This is a genomic window from Pseudarthrobacter sp. MDT1-40-2, assembly GCF_059383595.1.
Map to the genome: position 1 here is coordinate 1,009,254 of NZ_JBWZCL010000001.1, position 15,829 is coordinate 1,025,082.

16 protein-coding genes are annotated in these 15,829 nt (G+C 62.6%); 5 read left to right on the forward strand and 11 right to left on the reverse strand.

Annotated features, from left to right (window positions below):
* Nucleotides 1-22: 22 nt before the first annotated feature.
* From AC50X5_RS04745 to AC50X5_RS04770, 6 genes are all read right to left on the reverse strand, one after another.
* Complete coding sequence (locus tag AC50X5_RS04745) at nt 23-934, reverse strand: ABC transporter permease (RefSeq protein WP_494974932.1); 912 nt, start codon at nt 932-934, stop codon at nt 23-25.
* The gene (locus AC50X5_RS04750) at nt 934-1,842 is read right to left on the reverse strand and encodes an ABC transporter ATP-binding protein (protein ID WP_494974933.1); all 909 of its coding nucleotides are present in this window, start codon (nt 1,840-1,842) and stop codon (nt 934-936) included. The genes AC50X5_RS04745 and AC50X5_RS04750 overlap by 1 nt, the downstream gene beginning before the upstream one ends.
* Nucleotides 1,839-2,894 (reverse strand): ABC transporter substrate-binding protein, encoded by a 1,056-nt coding sequence (locus AC50X5_RS04755; RefSeq protein ID WP_494974934.1) that lies wholly within the window; start codon nt 2,892-2,894, stop codon nt 1,839-1,841. Before AC50X5_RS04755 ends, AC50X5_RS04750 begins: the two co-directional genes overlap by 4 nt.
* A gap of 436 nt (nt 2,895-3,330) precedes the next feature.
* The gene (locus AC50X5_RS04760; protein WP_494974935.1) at nt 3,331-4,203 is read right to left on the reverse strand and encodes a metal ABC transporter permease; all 873 of its coding nucleotides are present in this window, start codon (nt 4,201-4,203) and stop codon (nt 3,331-3,333) included.
* 3 nt (nt 4,204-4,206) lie between these two features.
* Nucleotides 4,207-4,953, reverse strand: a complete 747-nt coding sequence (locus tag AC50X5_RS04765; protein WP_494974936.1) for a metal ABC transporter ATP-binding protein — start codon at nt 4,951-4,953, stop codon at nt 4,207-4,209.
* A complete protein-coding gene (locus tag AC50X5_RS04770; RefSeq protein WP_494974937.1) occupies nt 4,950-5,888 on the reverse strand; it encodes a metal ABC transporter substrate-binding protein in 939 nt (312 codons plus the stop codon). The genes AC50X5_RS04765 and AC50X5_RS04770 overlap by 4 nt, the downstream gene beginning before the upstream one ends.
* 215 nt (nt 5,889-6,103) lie before the next feature.
* Here AC50X5_RS04770 and AC50X5_RS04775 point away from each other — a divergent pair, with 215 nt between their 5' ends.
* Nucleotides 6,104-6,862 carry a CPBP family intramembrane glutamic endopeptidase gene (locus tag AC50X5_RS04775; protein WP_494974938.1) on the forward strand — a complete coding sequence of 253 codons (759 nt, stop codon included), beginning with the start codon at nt 6,104-6,106 and terminating at the stop codon, nt 6,860-6,862.
* Between the two features lie 22 nt (nt 6,863-6,884).
* On the opposite strand, the gene AC50X5_RS04780 is transcribed toward AC50X5_RS04775, so the two are convergent.
* The 4 genes from AC50X5_RS04780 to AC50X5_RS04795 are packed head-to-tail and all read right to left on the reverse strand — an operon-like array spanning nt 6,885 to nt 11,835.
* The gene (locus tag AC50X5_RS04780) at nt 6,885-8,657 is read right to left on the reverse strand and encodes a hypothetical protein (protein ID WP_494974939.1); all 1,773 of its coding nucleotides are present in this window, start codon (nt 8,655-8,657) and stop codon (nt 6,885-6,887) included.
* 28 nt (nt 8,658-8,685) lie between these two features.
* The gene (locus tag AC50X5_RS04785) at nt 8,686-9,612 is read right to left on the reverse strand and encodes a carbohydrate ABC transporter permease (protein WP_494974940.1); all 927 of its coding nucleotides are present in this window, start codon (nt 9,610-9,612) and stop codon (nt 8,686-8,688) included.
* Nucleotides 9,613-9,615: 3 nt separating this feature from the next.
* Nucleotides 9,616-10,545: a carbohydrate ABC transporter permease gene (locus AC50X5_RS04790; protein ID WP_494974941.1), complete on the reverse strand. Its 930-nt coding sequence runs from the start codon at nt 10,543-10,545 to the stop codon at nt 9,616-9,618.
* A gap of 18 nt (nt 10,546-10,563) precedes the next feature.
* On the reverse strand, nt 10,564-11,835 hold the full coding sequence (locus AC50X5_RS04795; protein WP_494974942.1) for an ABC transporter substrate-binding protein: 1,272 nt from the start codon (nt 11,833-11,835) through the stop codon (nt 10,564-10,566).
* A 201-nt stretch (nt 11,836-12,036) separates the two neighbouring features.
* Between AC50X5_RS04795 and AC50X5_RS04800 the strand changes: the two genes are divergently transcribed.
* The 3 genes from AC50X5_RS04800 to AC50X5_RS04810 are packed head-to-tail and all read left to right on the forward strand — an operon-like array spanning nt 12,037 to nt 15,074.
* Nucleotides 12,037-12,990, forward strand: a complete 954-nt coding sequence (locus tag AC50X5_RS04800; protein WP_494974943.1) for a 1,4-dihydroxy-2-naphthoyl-CoA synthase — start codon at nt 12,037-12,039, stop codon at nt 12,988-12,990.
* 10 nt (nt 12,991-13,000) lie between these two features.
* A complete protein-coding gene (locus AC50X5_RS04805) occupies nt 13,001-14,137 on the forward strand; it encodes an AMP-binding protein (RefSeq protein WP_494974944.1) in 1,137 nt (378 codons plus the stop codon).
* Between the two features lie 55 nt (nt 14,138-14,192).
* Nucleotides 14,193-15,074, forward strand: a complete 882-nt coding sequence (locus AC50X5_RS04810) for a 1,4-dihydroxy-2-naphthoate polyprenyltransferase (RefSeq protein ID WP_494974945.1) — start codon at nt 14,193-14,195, stop codon at nt 15,072-15,074.
* Between the two features lie 3 nt (nt 15,075-15,077).
* Here the strand turns inward: AC50X5_RS04810 and AC50X5_RS04815 are convergent, their stop codons facing one another.
* Entirely contained in the window at nt 15,078-15,365 is a 288-nt protein-coding gene (locus AC50X5_RS04815; protein WP_494974946.1) for a DUF4229 domain-containing protein, read from the reverse strand.
* A 60-nt stretch (nt 15,366-15,425) separates the two neighbouring features.
* Here AC50X5_RS04815 and AC50X5_RS04820 point away from each other — a divergent pair, with 60 nt between their 5' ends.
* A complete protein-coding gene (locus AC50X5_RS04820) occupies nt 15,426-15,827 on the forward strand; it encodes a PLD nuclease N-terminal domain-containing protein (protein ID WP_494974947.1) in 402 nt (133 codons plus the stop codon).
* Nucleotides 15,828-15,829 lie beyond the last annotated feature (2 nt).

A 15,829-nucleotide genomic window follows, 5' to 3' on the forward strand; every position in this document is an offset into this window, starting at 1 on the left:
CCTTTGGTGGATAGCTGTGGGTCTAGGTTGATTGGGATCCGACGGCGGTCCGCCACCGGGAGAAGTGCCGTTCGATGGCAACAAGCAGGTAATTGACCAGCAGGCCGAGCAGGGAGACGGTGAGTATCCCGGCGTACATGTCAGGGATGAGGAAGCTCATTTGCGCATTCACGATGAGATAGCCCAGGCCGGCTTTCGCGCCGACCATTTCGGCTGCAATGAGGACGAGGATGGAGGATGTGCCTGCCATCCTGATGCCCGTGAAAATGGTGGGTACCGCCGACGGCAAAATCACCTTGCGGAACAGTTCCAGGTTGGACAACCCGAGGGAGCGGGCGGCACGTATCAGCAGCGGGTCTACGGTTCGGACGCCGGCTATGGTGTTGAGCAGCACGGGAAAGAACGCGGCGTAGGCCACAATGCTGATCTTGGAGGTCTCACCGATTCCCAGCAGCAAGGTAAATACCGGCAGAAGCGCCAGCGCAGCGGTGTTACGGAAGACTTCCAGCAGCGGAGTAAGGAACTGGTTCAGCGATCGGTACCAGGCGACCAGAAGCCCCAGGCTGACGGCGGTGACGACGGCGATTCCGAAGCCGCTTGCCGAGCGGGTCAGACTGGCGGCCAGGTGGTTCTGCAACTGGCCGTTGGCAACGAGGGCTCCCAATGCCTGAAGTACCTCGTGAAGCGGGGGCAGGAACACCCTGGTTGACTCGGCGGCCAGATAGGTTGGGCCAAGCTCCCACAAGAGCAGGAACAGCAGAATCGCACCCGAAGACCGGATAGTGCGGCCTCCACTGCGCACCGCCGGGAAGAACCCGGACGGCTTGCTGTGGGTGGTCCCCGGGTTTCGTGTTCCCTCGGCTTGGGCGGGTGGCACTGCTGCCGTTGAGCCTGCAACGTTGCCTGGTGTGCTTGTGAGTGTTGGCGCCGTCATTACGCTGCCTTCCCGTTGCTTGGCTGGGGTAGTTCATCCGGTGCTGAACCGTCCGGGCGGATTTTGGCGTGTCCTGCTTGCCGGGCCTTGAGCACCTCGCCGTGCAACAGCGACCAGATGGTGTGCCGGTGTTCAACGAATGCCGCATTGGAGCGGAGGTCGCCGTCTCCCGTCCGATCTCCAAGATCAATGTTCACGATCTGTTTGAGCCTGCCGGGACGGGAGCTGAGGACGGCTACCCGCTGGCCGAGGTACACCGCTTCTTCGATGCTGTGGGTGATGAAGATGATGGTTTTACCTGTGGACCGCCAAATCCTGAGGAGTTCCTCCTGCAGTTGCTCACGGGTCTGGGCATCCAGGGCGGCGAAGGGCTCGTCCATGAGCAGAATGTCGGGTTCGTAGGCGAGGCTGCGGGCTATGGCAACCCGCTGCTTCATACCGCCGGAGAGTTCGTGGGGGTAGCGGTCTTCAAAGCCGGCCAGGCCGACCAGGTCCAGGTACTCCCGGGCCTTGTCGGTCCGCTCCCTGCGGCTGAGCCTTTTACTGTCCGTTCCGGAGCCTTCCAGTCCGAAGGCCACGTTGGACGCTGCGGTTCGCCAAGGAAAGAGGGCGTACTGCTGGAACACCACTGCACGGTCCCGGCCGGGACCTGCCACTTCTTGGCCGTCGACGAGAACCTGGCCGGTGTCCGGTTTGGTCAGTCCTGCAAGCAAGTCCAGCAGGGTTGTTTTCCCCGAGCCGCTGGGACCGACGAGGGTGATGAATTCACCGGCCCCGACATCAAGGGAGATGTCCTCCAAAGCGGTCAGTATGGAACCCTCCGGATTGTCCTTGCTGGGACGGACGGTGAATTGCTTGCCGATGTTGCGCAGGCTGATTTTCGGTAGGGGGCTGGTATGGGCAGTCACGGTTTTGCTTCCTTCAGCAGGTCGTTGAATTCGTTGGTGTAGTACTTGGACGGGGTGATGGCCCCCGTGACAATTCCGGTGTCCGTGAGCCAGTCGGACCAGCGGCTGAAGTCCTCGTCCGTGATGGCGCCCTTGGCCGGCACCCCTACGCTTTTCCAGTACTGCAATGCCTCGGAGCTTTCCGAGCGCTGACGCTTGTCGATAATGCTCCTGAACCTGGCTATGACTTCTTCCCGTGGCGTGGTGCGTGCCCACTCGATCGCTTTGGCTACCCCGGTGGTGAAGACCCTGGTGGTATTGGGGTTCTTTTCAATGAAGTCATCACGAAGCAGGTATTGACCGCCGGCGAAGGTGCCGAAAAGTTCATAGTCGTTGAACAGGGAGCGGAGTCCGCCCTGTGCCACCGCGTTGTCCTGTAGCACCCCGCCCAGGGAACCGATGTCGACCTGACCACGCCGGATCGCCTCCTCGGTGTCGTTGGGCGGAACGACGACTAACTGAACCTGCTTGATCTCCTCTTGACTGAGGCCGTTCTTCTTGAGATAGCTGTTGATGACGGCGTCAGCGTGCGCACCCAACGTGTTAACGGCCACCTTCTTGCCAATGAGATCCTTAGGCACCCTGATGGGGCTGTCATCCTTGACGTAGAAGCCGTTGAAAGTCTTTTCGTCCTCGCCGTAGTAGTTGATGACCGCAGTCACGGGGGCGCCGGCTTCGATGAGCTTCACCACCGCACCCGAAAAAGCGCCCCCAAAGTCGGTGGCTCCAGTGGCTGCGGACTGAATGCTGGCCGGTCCACTGATGGTGTTGCCCACCCAGTTCAGCTTCACGTCCCCAAAGAAACCAAGGTCTTCGGCCAGTTCAGGCAAAATGACATTGTTGGCCGAACCCTCGTAGCGCAGTTCCTTCACTTCGGAGCCATGTGGTCCACCGCCGACCCCGGGTTCTGCCGTGGCCGGGCCGCCGCAACCCGACACCATCAGCGAGACAGCAAGGGCAGCAGTAATGCCCAGCGCGGAGGTTCGTCTTGCGGGTGTGAGTCTGTTTTGCATGGCTTTTCTTTTCTCGATTCGATGGGACTGACCGTGCCGGTCGGCTGGTGTCCACCATCAGAACAGAGAGGCATCGAAGCCATAAGGGCCTCGGTCATGCGAGGAAACGGGACGTAACCCACCACTGGTTGGGTCGTTTGTTGAAACTGGGCCGTTGAGGGACACATCGGGTAACCAGCCGTAACCGGACCGACTTAAACCGACCCTGGGTGGCTGCTCGGCCTCCTCCAGCCGTGCATTATGAAGTCTGGATGACGTCTGACGACCAATAATGACCGGGGCGCCCAGGGAAAAAAATTCGCGGGAGAGGGCCGATTGTTACGCCATTCCTGCCAAGGACCCGCCGTTGTCTGGCTCAGGTCAGCAGCGATTTTCGGCACTCAGGTTGTGGGGGTTGCGTCCAGTCGGGCCCGGTCTCCTGACCGCGGCTCATCGGCTACGCGGCGGCGATCGCCCGTTTCCGCCGCGCCTTTGCCAGCCGGGTGCCGATCAGCCCCTGGCGCGGACTGAACAGATAGACGACGGCGAACACGGCTCCCTGCGTCAGCACCACCATGGCGCCCGAAGCGGTGTCCAGGTAGTAACTGAGGTAGATGCCGGCAATGGAACAGATAGCGGAAACCACGGGAGCTATGACCAGCATCCGCGAGAACCTGTCCGTCAGGAGATACGCGGTGGAACCGGGAATGATCAGCATGGCCACCACCAGCACCACGCCAACGGTCTGCAGTGCCACCACGGAAGTCAAGGCCAGAAGGCCCAGCAGGAGCGCGCCGAGCCGCCGCGGTGACAGGCCAACCGCGTGGGCGTGCGTGGGGTCAAAAGCGAAGAGCGTGAGGTCCCGGCGCTTCAGGATGAGGACAGTAAACGCCACCATACCGAGCACCAGCACCTGGATCAGGTCCGGGATGCTCACGCCCAGCAGGTTGCCGAAGATGATGTGGTTCAGGTCCGTCTGGCTGGGCGTCACGGAAATCAGCACCAGTCCCAGCGCGAACAGGGTCGTGAAGACAATGCCGATCGCGGCGTCCTCCTTTACCCGGCTGGTATTTCGAACGACGCCGATCAGGGTCACCGCAATCAGGGCAAACACCAAGGCTCCCAGGGCGAATGGCGCACCCACCATGTACGCGAGGACAACGCCGGGCAGCACCGCGTGGGATACGGCATCGCCCATCAGGGACCAGCCGATCAGCACCAGCCAACAGCTCAGCAGGGCGCACACCACCGCAGCAAGGACCGTGGTCAGGATGGCACGGACCAAAAAGTCGTAACCAAGTGGTTCAGCAAGAATCTCCAGCAGGTCCATGGGTCAGCCCTGTCCCTTCCCGCGGTGTAATACGTCAAGGCCAAACGCCAAGGCCAGGTGGTCAGGCTGCAGCACCAGATCGGGCGGGCCGTGCAGCAGGACCTTCTTGTTGAGCAGGACAGCCTCGTCGCACAGCTGCGGCAAGGCATGAAGATCGTGCGTGGAAATGAGGATGGTGCAGCCGGAGTCTGCCAGTTCCCGGAGCAGCCGGGTCATGGTGGCCTCGGACCGTTTGTCCACACCGGCGAACGGCTCATCCAGCAACATAATGCTGGCACCCTGGGCGATGCCGCGGGCTACGAAGGCACGTTTCTTCTGGCCCCCGGACAGCTGGCCGATCTGCCGCCCTGCGTAGTCGCCCAATTCCACCCGCTCCAAGGCATCTTCGACGGCGGCCTTATCAATTTTGGAGGCACGCCGGGTCCAGCCCTGACGGCCATAGCGGCCCATCATCACCACGTCGCGGACGGACAGCGGGAACTGCCAGTCAACATCCTCGCTCTGCGGAACATAGCCGATCCCGCTTTGCTTGCGTGCCTTGGAAGGTGCTGCGCCGCTCACGAGCACCGTGCCGGCGTCGGGCTTCACCATCCCCATCATGACCTTGAAGAGCGTTGATTTTCCCGATCCGTTCATGCCGATCAGGCCACATATCCGGGCCGGATCGAGGGTCAGTGAGGCGCCGTCCAGGGCCAGGACCTCGCCGTAATGAACCGTGACGTTTTCTACCTGGATTGCGGGCGTGCTCATGATGTTGCCGCCGTGGGAGTACCGGTAAGCGCGGTGGTGATGATTTCAACGTCGTGCCGGATGAGGTCCAGGTACGTGGGGACCGGGCCGTCCGGCACGGACAGCGAGTCGACGTACAGGACCCCGCCAAACTCTGCACCGCTGGCGTTCACCACTTGCCGCATGGGGGCGTCCGACACCGTGGATTCACAGAAAACTGCCGGGACCTGGTTGGCCTTCACGTACTCGATGGCCCGGGTAATCTGCTGCGGGGTGGCCTGCTGCTCGGCGTTCACGGCCCAGATGTAGACCTCGTCCAGGCCGGCGTCGCGGGCCAGGTAGGAAAAGGCGCCTTCACAGGTCACCAGGGCCCGCTGCTGTGGAGGAACAGTGGCAAGCCGGGTGGCCAACTCGTCCTGCACAGCCTTCAGCTCTGCCTTATAGGCTGATGCGTTGGCCTCGAAATCCGGCGCGTGCCCCGGATCCAGCTCCGAGAAGGCCCGCACCATGTTGTCCACATAAATCATGGCGTTGGCCGGCGACATCCACGCGTGCGGGTTGGGCTTTCCCTGGTAGGAGTCCTCGCCGATGTTGATGACTTCGACGCCGTCACTCACCACGGCATGCGGCACCTCCACGCCCTCCACGAACTGGGCAAACCCGGCTTCCAGGTTGAGCCCGTTGTCCAGGATGAGATCCGCCTGGGCCGCTTTCCGGATGTCTCCAGGGGTAGGTTCGTAGCCGTGGATTTCAGCGCCGGGCTTGGTGATGGACTCGACGGCCAGGTGGTTACCGGCAACATTACGTGCTATGTCCGCCAGGACCGTGAAAGTGGTGAGGACTGTTTTCCTGTTGTCGTCCTGGCCTGTACCGGCGCCACCGGCAGCACAGCCGGTGAGGAGGATCGCTAGCGCCACGATGACTGCGCCCAGTGCGCCGGGACGGGCGGGCAGCACAACCCGACAGGTCGGCGTCGGAAATCCGGACGTCCCACTGCCTTCTTTGGCTTGCCGAAACAAAAAGTTAGGCATACCGAATATTCTAGGCGAGGCAAAAGCCGGCACGCAACGCACCAACGCCCTCTCGTCCACCCAAGCAGCTCGCATATAACGTCGCCAGCCGCCATTTTGGCTGCGTTAGACGCGGTCTGGTTGGGCGATAGGCTGAAACCATGACTCCCCGCCGAACCCCGCCACCCCCTGCGCCGGAGCTCTACCGCTTCAATGCGCTCGATTACACCGCCGTCGGCCTGTACATCGCGGTGGCAGCGTTCTTCGCGGTGGCCGGAGCGCTCATCCTCCCCCGGCTCCTCGAGCTGGTACCCACGCCTGCGGCGGCGACGTACGCCATCAACCTCATCTTTTACGGGCTGGTTGGAACAGCTGCCCTCCTGGCGGCCCGGAAAGTGGTGCTCAGGGACCTGAAAGTCCTGGCCACGCGGCCGTGGTTCACGCTGATCATGGTGCCCGCGGCGGTGTTCGCCATGATGATCCTGACGGCAATCGTGGTCGCAGCCAGCGGCGATGCCCAGACTTCAGCCAACCAGGAAGGCCTGCAAGAGCTGGTCCAGCAGGTCCCCGCCTGGCTGATGATTCCGCTGCTGGTGGTGGTGGGCCCGTTTGTGGAGGAGTACATTTTCCGGCACCTGCTGATCGGCAAACTGAGCCGTCGGATCAACGTGTGGCTGTGCAGCGTCCTGTCAGTGGTGCTGTTCGCGTCGATGCACATCGTAGGCCAGCAGGACCTCTCGTTGCCCGCGCTCCTGCCCTACCTGGCCATGGGCGCCACGCTGGTCCTGGTCTACCTGTGGACCGGACGCAACGTGATGTTCTCCTACTTCGTCCACGCCGCCAAGAACCTGCTGGCCGCCGTGATGCTGTACGCGATCTCCCCCGAGCTACTGGAACAACTTCAGCAGGTACAGCCCTGACGGCTGGCACCGCGGAAGCCGGTCAGGACTCCAGGCTCAGGCCGCGCAACGTTATCCGGTGAGTCCCGCGGGTCCGGCCCGTGATGTAGACCTTTACTCCATCCGCAGCATTCGTCCCGCCAAGGTAGCGGTAGTTTTCGCCGGGGTTATAGAGCGGAGGGGCATCGGGATCTGCAGCCTGTCCGGGGCCAAACTCGATGACGTCAGAACCCACCCGGTAACGGCCGGTCCCTTCCGTCAGCTGGAAAGCTCCTGACGGTTCCAATGGTTCCACTCCCGCAAGCGCTCCGCCTGGCCGGAACGTCAGTTCCAGGGCGAAGGCGGTATCCGCGCCGTCGAAGGCCAGGTTCATGACGGTTTGGTCCTTCCCCGGCAATATCTCCACCAGGGTCTCCAGCCCGTGCACCACGGTGGGCCGGCTGCTGAAGTCCATTCCGGCACTGAACCTGCCTTCGTGCTCCATGGCGTAGATCCCGTCTGTCCGGTGCTTTCCGGGAGGAAGCGGCAAGTAGAAGTTTGCTTTCACCGTCTCGGACAGCTGGACGGCGTCCTCATTCCGGACGGTCGTGCTGCTGCGGAACGGGCCCAGGTCAAAGAAGCTCCGTGACAACCTGACGCTTGACAGCACGGCGCTCCCGTAGCCAAAACTGAGGAAGGTGGGGTTGCTCGCCAGTCCTGAAGACACCCCCGAAGCCAGGTCGTCGCACCCACCGAACACGGTAGTGACGGACTCGCCCCTGCGGAACCGGTACAGCCCACAGCTTTCCAGGGAAGCCCGGGGCGGAGTCAGGGCAGACGGCAGCTGTGGCGATCCCGCGCCGTCCAACAAAGCGGTTGACGACGGCGGCCGGCCAGGCAGTGCCTGGCGCAACCAGGGGTCCACCCGGGTCTGGGCCAGGAACTTGGCGGGTTCATCGAAGGGCAGCGTTTCGAGCCAGCGAGCCGCTGCGGCAAAGTCCTCACGGTCATCCTGGTTGGCGAAACGCCGGAACAACCGGAGGAAGGGAGCGGCATGAAACACCTGCCACTGGTCCTGACGACGCGAAAAAACGGATTCCACGCTGCCATCCGGGCTGAACCAGGGCAGGAAGGCCGTCAGATTCCGCCGCACGTGGTCCAACAGTTCGGGACGGTCACCGCAATCGGCAATGGTGATCAGCGAAGGATTGGTCACGGCCGTGGCATAAAGCGGACTGCGTTCTGAATACATGCCGTCCGGCAACTGGTCGATCCCCTCGGCCAGCCACTCGCTGATCCGCGGCGGGATTTCCGCACGGGGGTGGATCTGGTTCATCTGGGCCAAGGCGGCGCACAGTTCCCAACGATGGTTGGGGGTGTGCACGCCGCCGCTGATCATGGCGTCGGCGGCCCGCAAGGCGATGGCACCGAGCCGTGCCTCAACCTCCGCGAGCGCGGCCCCAGCCGCGCCGTGCTCCGACTGCTCATCAACGCCCTGACCCCGGATGAGGCGCACCGCCAGGCACAGATCGTTGATGGTGAATGCAGAGTCCGGTGGCGAACACAGGTTGGTGCCGTCAAAGAGTCCTGTCGACCCCTGCAGGAGTTCCAGCCGGTCAAGGCAGCCCGCCATGGCCGCGGCCGTTTCCGCCCGTCGGTAATGGGCTGAGGCGGGCTCCGAGAACACCGTGACCAAGGCCAGCAGCCGTGCCATGGCGGCCCGGTGCGGGGCAGCCGCCACGGCGGCGTCGTCCACCCCCAGAAGTACCTTCGCGTGCTGGTCCGATTCGTCCACGAGCCGGGACAGGAAGGCGGCGTCGGTCATGGTTGTTTGCATGGAGGTGCCTTTCGAGCTGAACACGCGGCTAGTCCTTAAGGCCGGCACTGACATCGGCATTGAGTACATATTTCTGGAAAACCGAGAACACCAGCACCAGCGGCACAATGGAGATCACCGAGGCACCCAGCAGCACAGCCCAGTCAATGTTCTCCGCGCCAACGATGCTCCGCAGGGCCACCTGGAGGGTGTACCACTTGGGATCGTTAAGCACGATCAGCGGCCAGATGTAGTCGTTCCAGCGCCACTGGAACGAGAAAATAGCCAGCGTGAACAGGATCGGCCGTGACAGCGGCAGCATGATCCGGAAAAAGATCGTCAGTTCGCTTGCGCCGTCGATCCTCGCCGAATGCAGCAGGTCATCGGGAACAGTGAGGAAGAACTGCCGGAACATAAACACGCCCGTGGCCGTGATGACCGACGGCACGATGATGCCGGCCAGCGAGTTGTACAGGCCAAGGTCCCGGATGACCGAGAACGTCGGGTTCAGGATGACCTCTGTTGGCAACATGGTGGTAGCCAGGATGCACACGAAGAACAGCCGGGTGCCGGAGTTGTTGTACTTGGCGAGGGCATAGCCGGTACAAGCGCTGAAAAAGACTGTCAGCACCGTGGTGACGATCGCGACCGTTGCGGTATTGAGGAAGTAGCGGGCAAAGTCCACCCGCTCCCAGGCGTCCACGAAGCCCTGGAACGTCCATTCCCGCGGAATCATGGACAGCGGATAGCTAAACAGCTCACTTCCGGGCTTGAACGAGCTGAGAAGGAACCACAGCAGCGGCAGGGCGTAAACGGCCGCGATAATCCACATAAGTGCTGTCAGTGGCACTGACAGTCTGGTGCGGCTCTCCCGGTTACTCCTGCTCTTGCGCTGGCGTGGGGTGCCCTCGGCTTTTCCGGTTGCTGGCGCGGCCTCGGCCGCGATGACGGGAGGGAGATTGGCAGCTGTAGCCATGTGTCAGTCCTTCTTCCGGTTGAACCGCAACTGGATCATCGCGATGGCCAGCAGAACCACCATCAGCACCATGGAAGCGGCGCTGGCGTAGCCCACCTTGGACTGCTCAAAGCCGGTCTTATAGATGTACTGGACAATGAGGGTGTTCTCCGTCCCCGGGCCACCATTGGTCAGCGCCTGGATCATGGCGAACTCCTTCATCGCGTGGATGGTGGAAAGCAGGATCACCATAAATGAGGTGGGCGCAATGCCCGGCAGCGTTACGTTGCTGAAGCGCTGCCAGGCATTGGCGCCGTCCAGTTCCGCCGCCTCAAGCAATGCCTCCGGAATGTTCTTCAGCGCCGCGATGAACAGCAGCATGTTGAACGCCGTTCCGCCCCACGCCGTGGCAAAAATAACCACTGCCAAAGCCAGATTGCCGTCACTGGACCATGGCAAAGGGCTCCCGCCCAATGAGGAAATCACGAAGTTCACGAAGCCGAAGTCCTGGCCGAACATCCACTTCCAAATGACGCCCACCACGATGGGTGAAATCAGCCAGGGCAGGAAAATTACAATCTTCGCCGCCGTCCGGCCCCTCACGGCCTTGCTGACCAGCAGCGCCGCAACGCCCAGTGAGCAGACATACACCAGAGGCACGGAGAGCACCGTATAGAGGAACGTGCGGCTCAGGGCGGCGTAGAACGTGCTGTCCGCGAAGAGCTTCTGGAAGTTGGCCAAGCCTATGAAGTTCAGCTTGCCCACGCCCCGGTAGTCCGTGAAGGAATACAGCAGCCCCAGAGCCCCAGGCCAGACGAAGAACACCAGGAACAGCACCACGTTGACGCCGATCAGTATCAGCGGCGCAATGACGTAGCGGTTCCGGCGTTTCAGCTGGGACTTGCTCCGCGCGACCGCGGCCTGTGGAGCGCCCGGCGCCGGGGCAGTGGTCACGGTTGAATTAGCCACTGCTTACGCGCCGTTGTAGAGCTTCGCGATGTTGTCCACAGTGGTTTTGGCATCCTGGCTGCCGGACAGCATCTTGACGGTCTCCTCCCGCAGAGGATCGCCGGAGAACGGTGTTTCCGCGTAGGCCTCGGCGACCACCCTCCGGATGGCGTTGTCGCCCTTGCCCTCGTTTCCGGCAATCTGCTTTTGGTACAGCTCGAAGGACGCCTGCTGGAACTGGTACTCCACTTTGAGGTCCTTGACCGGCAGGTAGCCGCCAAGCTTGGCAAACTCGGTGTAGTTGGCATCCTCGTAGAACCAGTCGATGAACTTCCTGGCTTCTTCGTCCTGGCCGGTGTCCTTGAAAGCGACCATGAAGCCGCCGCCAAGGTTGGTGGCATTCACAGGCTGCTTCGGAAGCGGCACCGAGATCCACTCAAAGTCCTTGATGTTCTTGTTGAAGTCGGCAACCTGCCAGCTGCCGGAGTAGTAGGCGGCAACCTGGCCGCTCTTGAACATGGCGTTTCCGTCTTCTCCGCTGAGCCAGACCGACTTGGGCATCACCGCGTCGTCGTTGATCTTCTGGAAGTATTCCAGGGCCTGCACTGCCTCGTCATCGCCAACGTACTTGTTGCCGTCCTTGGCGAAGGCCGAGCTGCCGAACTCATACATCATGGCCCGCAGCCGGTGTCCCGAGCGGTCCATAACCACGCCGTACTTGGCACCGGCCTTCTCGCGGACCTCGCTGACGGCCGCCACGAACTCATCCCATGTCCACGTCTTCTCGATGTCGGTGGGAAAAGTGACACCGGCCTTCTCGAAGAGGGACTTGTTGAGGAAGAGGCCCACTGCCGTCAGATCAGAAGGGATGGCCGGAAGGGTTCCGTCCGGGGCCTGCTGCAGGAAGTTCTGGTCAATGTTCCGTGACTTGGCAATGTCCGTGAGGTCCTGAAGCTGGTTGACCCACAGCGGGTCCAGGCCAGTGACACGCGCCAAAGCGGGCAGGTCATTGGCAGTGGCGGCATTCTTCAGCTTGGTGGCGATGTCCGCCGTGGGAACATCCACGACTTCGATGGTGATACCCGTGGCCTCCTGGTATTTCTTGGCGGCCGCGGCGAACGCGCCGCCCTGGTTGGCGTCTCCGGAAAGGACCAGCTGGAGAGTCTTGGAGCCACCTTCGGAGGATCCACCACCGCCTCCGCAAGCCGTGAGACCCGTGGCCAGAGCTGAGAGTCCGACGGCTGTGAGGCCGAACTGCCTACGGGTGATGTTGAAGGATGTTGTCTGCTTTGACAATGCTCTTTCCTGTCTCTCACTGTTGGTCTCGCACCGCCGCCCCGGAACGGGACAACTGCCCACCCCATGTCGCATCTGGGTGGAAAAGGCTTTCCGACTACTGTGATCTATGTCATGACAATATGTCAAGAGAACTTTTCCAACGTTATAGGTCAATGGGGCCGGTTCTTCATCACGGGCACTGATTACTAGACTTGGACGGTGAGCAACCACCTTCCTGCCAAAATATCCGACACCTTCGAGCCCTTCCGGTGGCGCACCGTGACCGGATTCGAGGACTTTCAGGACATGACCTACCACCGCCAGGTGGAACGGGATTCCGACGGCGGCATCGTCAGGGACCTGCCCACTGTCCGGATCGCCTTCAACCGGCGTGAGGTCCGCAACGCTTTCCGGCCGGGCACCGTTGACGAGCTCTACCGGGCCATGGACCATGCCCGGATGACGCCGGATGTCGCCACAGTGCTCCTCACCGGCAACGGCCCCTCCGCCAAGGACGGCGGCCATTCCTTCTGCTCCGGCGGAGACCAGCGGATCCGCGGGCGGGACGGCTACAAATACGCACAGGGCGAATCCCCGGAAACCATCGATCCGGCCCGCGCCGGCCGGCTCCACATCCTGGAAGTCCAACGGCTGATGCGTACCATGCCCAAGGTGGTGATCGCCGTCGTTAATGGCTGGGCAGCCGGCGGCGGCCACTCCCTGCACGTGGTTGCCGACCTGACCATCGCATCCCGCGAGCACGGCAAGTTCAAGCAGACAGACGCCACCGTTGGCAGTTTCGACGCCGGTTACGGCTCCGCGCTGCTGGCCCGCCAGATCGGCCAGAAGGCCGCGCGCGAAATCTTCTTCCTGGCCCGCGAATACTCTGCGGAGGACATGGTCCGGATGGGCGCCGTGAACGAGGCCGTGGACCACGAACGGCTCGAGGAAGTGGCGCTTGAGTACGCCGCGGACATCGCTCGGCAGTCCCCGCAGGCCATCCGGATGCTCAAGTTTGCGTTCAACCTGGCCGACGACGGTCTGGCCGGGCAGCAGGTTTTCGCCGGCGAGGCCACCAGGCTGGCCTATATGACAGACGAGGCAGTGGAGGGCAAAGAAGCTTTCCTGGAAAAACGCGACCCGGACTGGTCCGCCTTTCCCTACTACTTCTAAGGCAGGCCCGATGAACATCGAACCAGCCCTCGCAGCGCTGGCTGCCGCCCTCCATGGCGAGGGTCCCGCCGTCGAACTTTCGGCCGCCCCGGACGGCTCGCTGGTAGTGGAGCACGTGGAAACCCCCGGCTATGACGACGCGGTGGTTGTGGTGCGTACCTCCGGTTCCACAGGCACGCCCAAGTCCACAGTCCTTCCGGTGGAAGCGCTGGCGGCGTCCTCGATGGCCACGGCGATTGCCCTGCGCGGCGAGGGCCAGTGGCTCCTGGCGGTGCCCGTTCAGTACGTCGCGGGAGTACAGGTCCTGGTACGTTCGCTGTTCGCTGGCACCCGCCCATGGGCAATGGATCTGTCACACGGATTCACACCCGAACGGTTTACTGCCGCCGCCCTTGAACTGACTGACAAAGTCCGGTTCACCTCACTGGTACCCACCCAGCTGCAACGCCTCCTGGAGGACTCGTCGCCGGACACCCTTGCCGTACTACGGCGTTTCAACGGCATCCTTCTCGGCGGCGCGCCGGCGTCGTTGTCATTGCAGGAAGCCGCCCGGAAGGCAGGGGTGCGCGTCATCACCACCTACGGCTCCTCGGAAACGTGCGGAGGCTGTGTGTATGACGGCGTTCCGATCGAGGGCGTGCGGGTCCGGATTGCCGACGACGGCCGGATTCTCTTGGGTGGGGACACCGTCGCTGCCGGTTACCTGGAGGCCCCGGACCGCGAGTCCGGTGCGTTCTTCGAGGTGGACGGCACGCGCTGGTTCCGCACCAACGACCTGGGCACCCTGGACAGCGACGGCCGCCTCACTGTGCTGGGCCGCATCGACGACGTCATTATTAGCGGTGGCGTAAAGGTTTCCGCCGCGCAGGTACAGGGTGAGCTGGAAAAGTCCGACGGCGTGACAGCCGCTTTCGTGGCCGGAGTACCGTCTGCGGAATGGGGCCAGGCCATTGCGGCTTACGTCGCTGTGTCCGATACCGCTTCTCCTGGAACTGCAGCAGCGCTCAAGGAGACCTGGCACCAGGCCATGGGACTCACCGCCCCTAAAACGGTGGTGGCCGCAGACTCATTGCTGATGCTGCCCAACGGCAAGCCGGACCGCATGGCGATGGCCGCCCGGCTCAACGACGCCCACAGGGGAAAGTAAAGTAGACCTGCACCCCTAACACCAGCCCAACACCAAACCAGTACGAGGTACTCACGTGGCAACAGCCGCCCAGTGGATCCAAGGCGCCAGGCTCCGCACCCTTCCGGCCGCGATCGCGCCCGTCCTGATCGGCACGGCCGCCGCTTATGAGATGGACTCCTTCAGGCCGCTGAACGCTGTCCTGGCCGCGTTGGTGGCGCTACTGCTGCAGGTGGGCGTCAACTACGCCAATGACTACTCCGACGGCATCCGGGGCACTGACGATGACCGGGTTGGCCCTCTTCGGCTGGTGGGCTCGGGAGCCGCCCATCCGGAGCATGTGAAGTCTGCCGCCTTCGGGGCCTTCGGGCTGGCCATGCTGTGCGGTTTGGCGCTGGTGGTCATCACCCAGAGCTGGTGGCTGCTTCTGGTTGGCCTGGGCTGCGTGTTCGCGGCCTGGGGGTACACCGGCGGCAAGAATCCCTACGGTTACCTGGGTCTGGGAGACGTCTTTGTGTTTGTCTTCTTCGGCCTGGTTGCGACGCTTGGCACCACCTACACCCAGGCTGGCCAGATCAGCCTGCCCGCAGTGATTGGCGCGGTTGGCACCGGGCTCATCGCTTCCGCCCTGCTGATGGCTAACAATGTCCGGGATATCCCTACGGACACGCAGGCCGGTAAAAAGACCCTGGCAGTGCGGCTGGGCGACCGTCACGCCCGCGAAAGCTACGTGTTGATGCTGGCCGTAGCCATTTTGCTGGTCCTGATCCTGGCTCCCACCCGGCCGTGGATGCTGGTGGTCCTGCTGGTGATCCCGGCCTGCCTTATGCCTGCCTGGCTCATGATCAACGGCCGGAAACGCAAGAGCCTCATCCCGGTCCTGCGACAGACGGGCCTGATCAACCTGGCCTACAGCGTGCTCTTTGCCCTGGGCTTGGTGCTGGCCCGCGGCTTCTAGCGGCTACTTGTCTTTCGGGCTGTCCCGCTGGATGTCCTGGAGTGCATCCTCGGCTCTGGCGTCCTCCACTTCGCCGGCGGTGCGGAGCGGCTTGGCATTGCCGGAGAATCGGTGCTGCAGGGCGGCCGCGGCCTCGTCCCTCTGCTTGTGGAAGAACAGGTAGCTCAGTGCGAAGGCGATCAGCGCCGCGCAGACCACGGACAACAGCGCTCCCAGACCGAGAAACATAAAAAGAGCGAAGAGTGGCGCGAACAGCGCCAGCCGGATCAGGGAGTATCTCAAAAAGGCCACTATTCAAGTTTAGCGGCCTTCCCGGAACCCCCGTTGCCCCGTGAACGATAGACTAGATTCATGCTCTTCCGTGTGGTTCTGGCCATCGCAGTCCTCGTCATCTTCGTCTACGGACTGGTGGACGTGATAAGGACTGACGGCAGCCGTACGCGGGGAATCTCCAAGCCGGCGTGGATTGCGGTCATGATCGTGCTGCCCGTTATCGGAGCCATCCTGTGGCTTTTGCTTGGCCGCCCAGCGTCGGAGCGGCCAGCCACCCCGGCTTATCCACGTACCAGCTCCCCTGACGACGATCCCGATTTCCTCCGCAACCTGGAGATGAAGCGCAGGAACCAGGCGGAGGCCGCGCGCCTGAAGAAGCTTGAAGAAGAACTCAACACCCGCAAGGACGAGGACGACGAAGAAGGCGGAGGCGGCGGCGGCGGCGAGTCAGGTAAGCACGATTCCGACGACCTGAAGTAGGA

Coding starts and splice junctions, on each gene's coding strand:
- AC50X5_RS04745 (WP_494974932.1), bottom strand. CDS start 934: ATGACGGCGCCAACACTCACAAGCACACCAGGCAACGTTGCAGGCTCA.
- AC50X5_RS04755 (WP_494974934.1), bottom strand. CDS start 2,894: ATGCAAAACAGACTCACACCCGCAAGACGAACCTCCGCGCTGGGCATT.
- AC50X5_RS04760 (WP_494974935.1), bottom strand. CDS start 4,203: ATGGACCTGCTGGAGATTCTTGCTGAACCACTTGGTTACGACTTTTTG.
- AC50X5_RS04765 (WP_494974936.1), bottom strand. CDS start 4,953: ATGAGCACGCCCGCAATCCAGGTAGAAAACGTCACGGTTCATTACGGC.
- AC50X5_RS04775 (WP_494974938.1), top strand. CDS start 6,104: ATGACTCCCCGCCGAACCCCGCCACCCCCTGCGCCGGAGCTCTACCGC.
- AC50X5_RS04780 (WP_494974939.1), bottom strand. CDS start 8,657: ATGCAAACAACCATGACCGACGCCGCCTTCCTGTCCCGGCTCGTGGAC.
- AC50X5_RS04785 (WP_494974940.1), bottom strand. CDS start 9,612: ATGGCTACAGCTGCCAATCTCCCTCCCGTCATCGCGGCCGAGGCCGCG.
- AC50X5_RS04805 (WP_494974944.1), top strand. CDS start 13,001: ATGAACATCGAACCAGCCCTCGCAGCGCTGGCTGCCGCCCTCCATGGC.
- AC50X5_RS04820 (WP_494974947.1), top strand. CDS start 15,426: ATGCTCTTCCGTGTGGTTCTGGCCATCGCAGTCCTCGTCATCTTCGTC.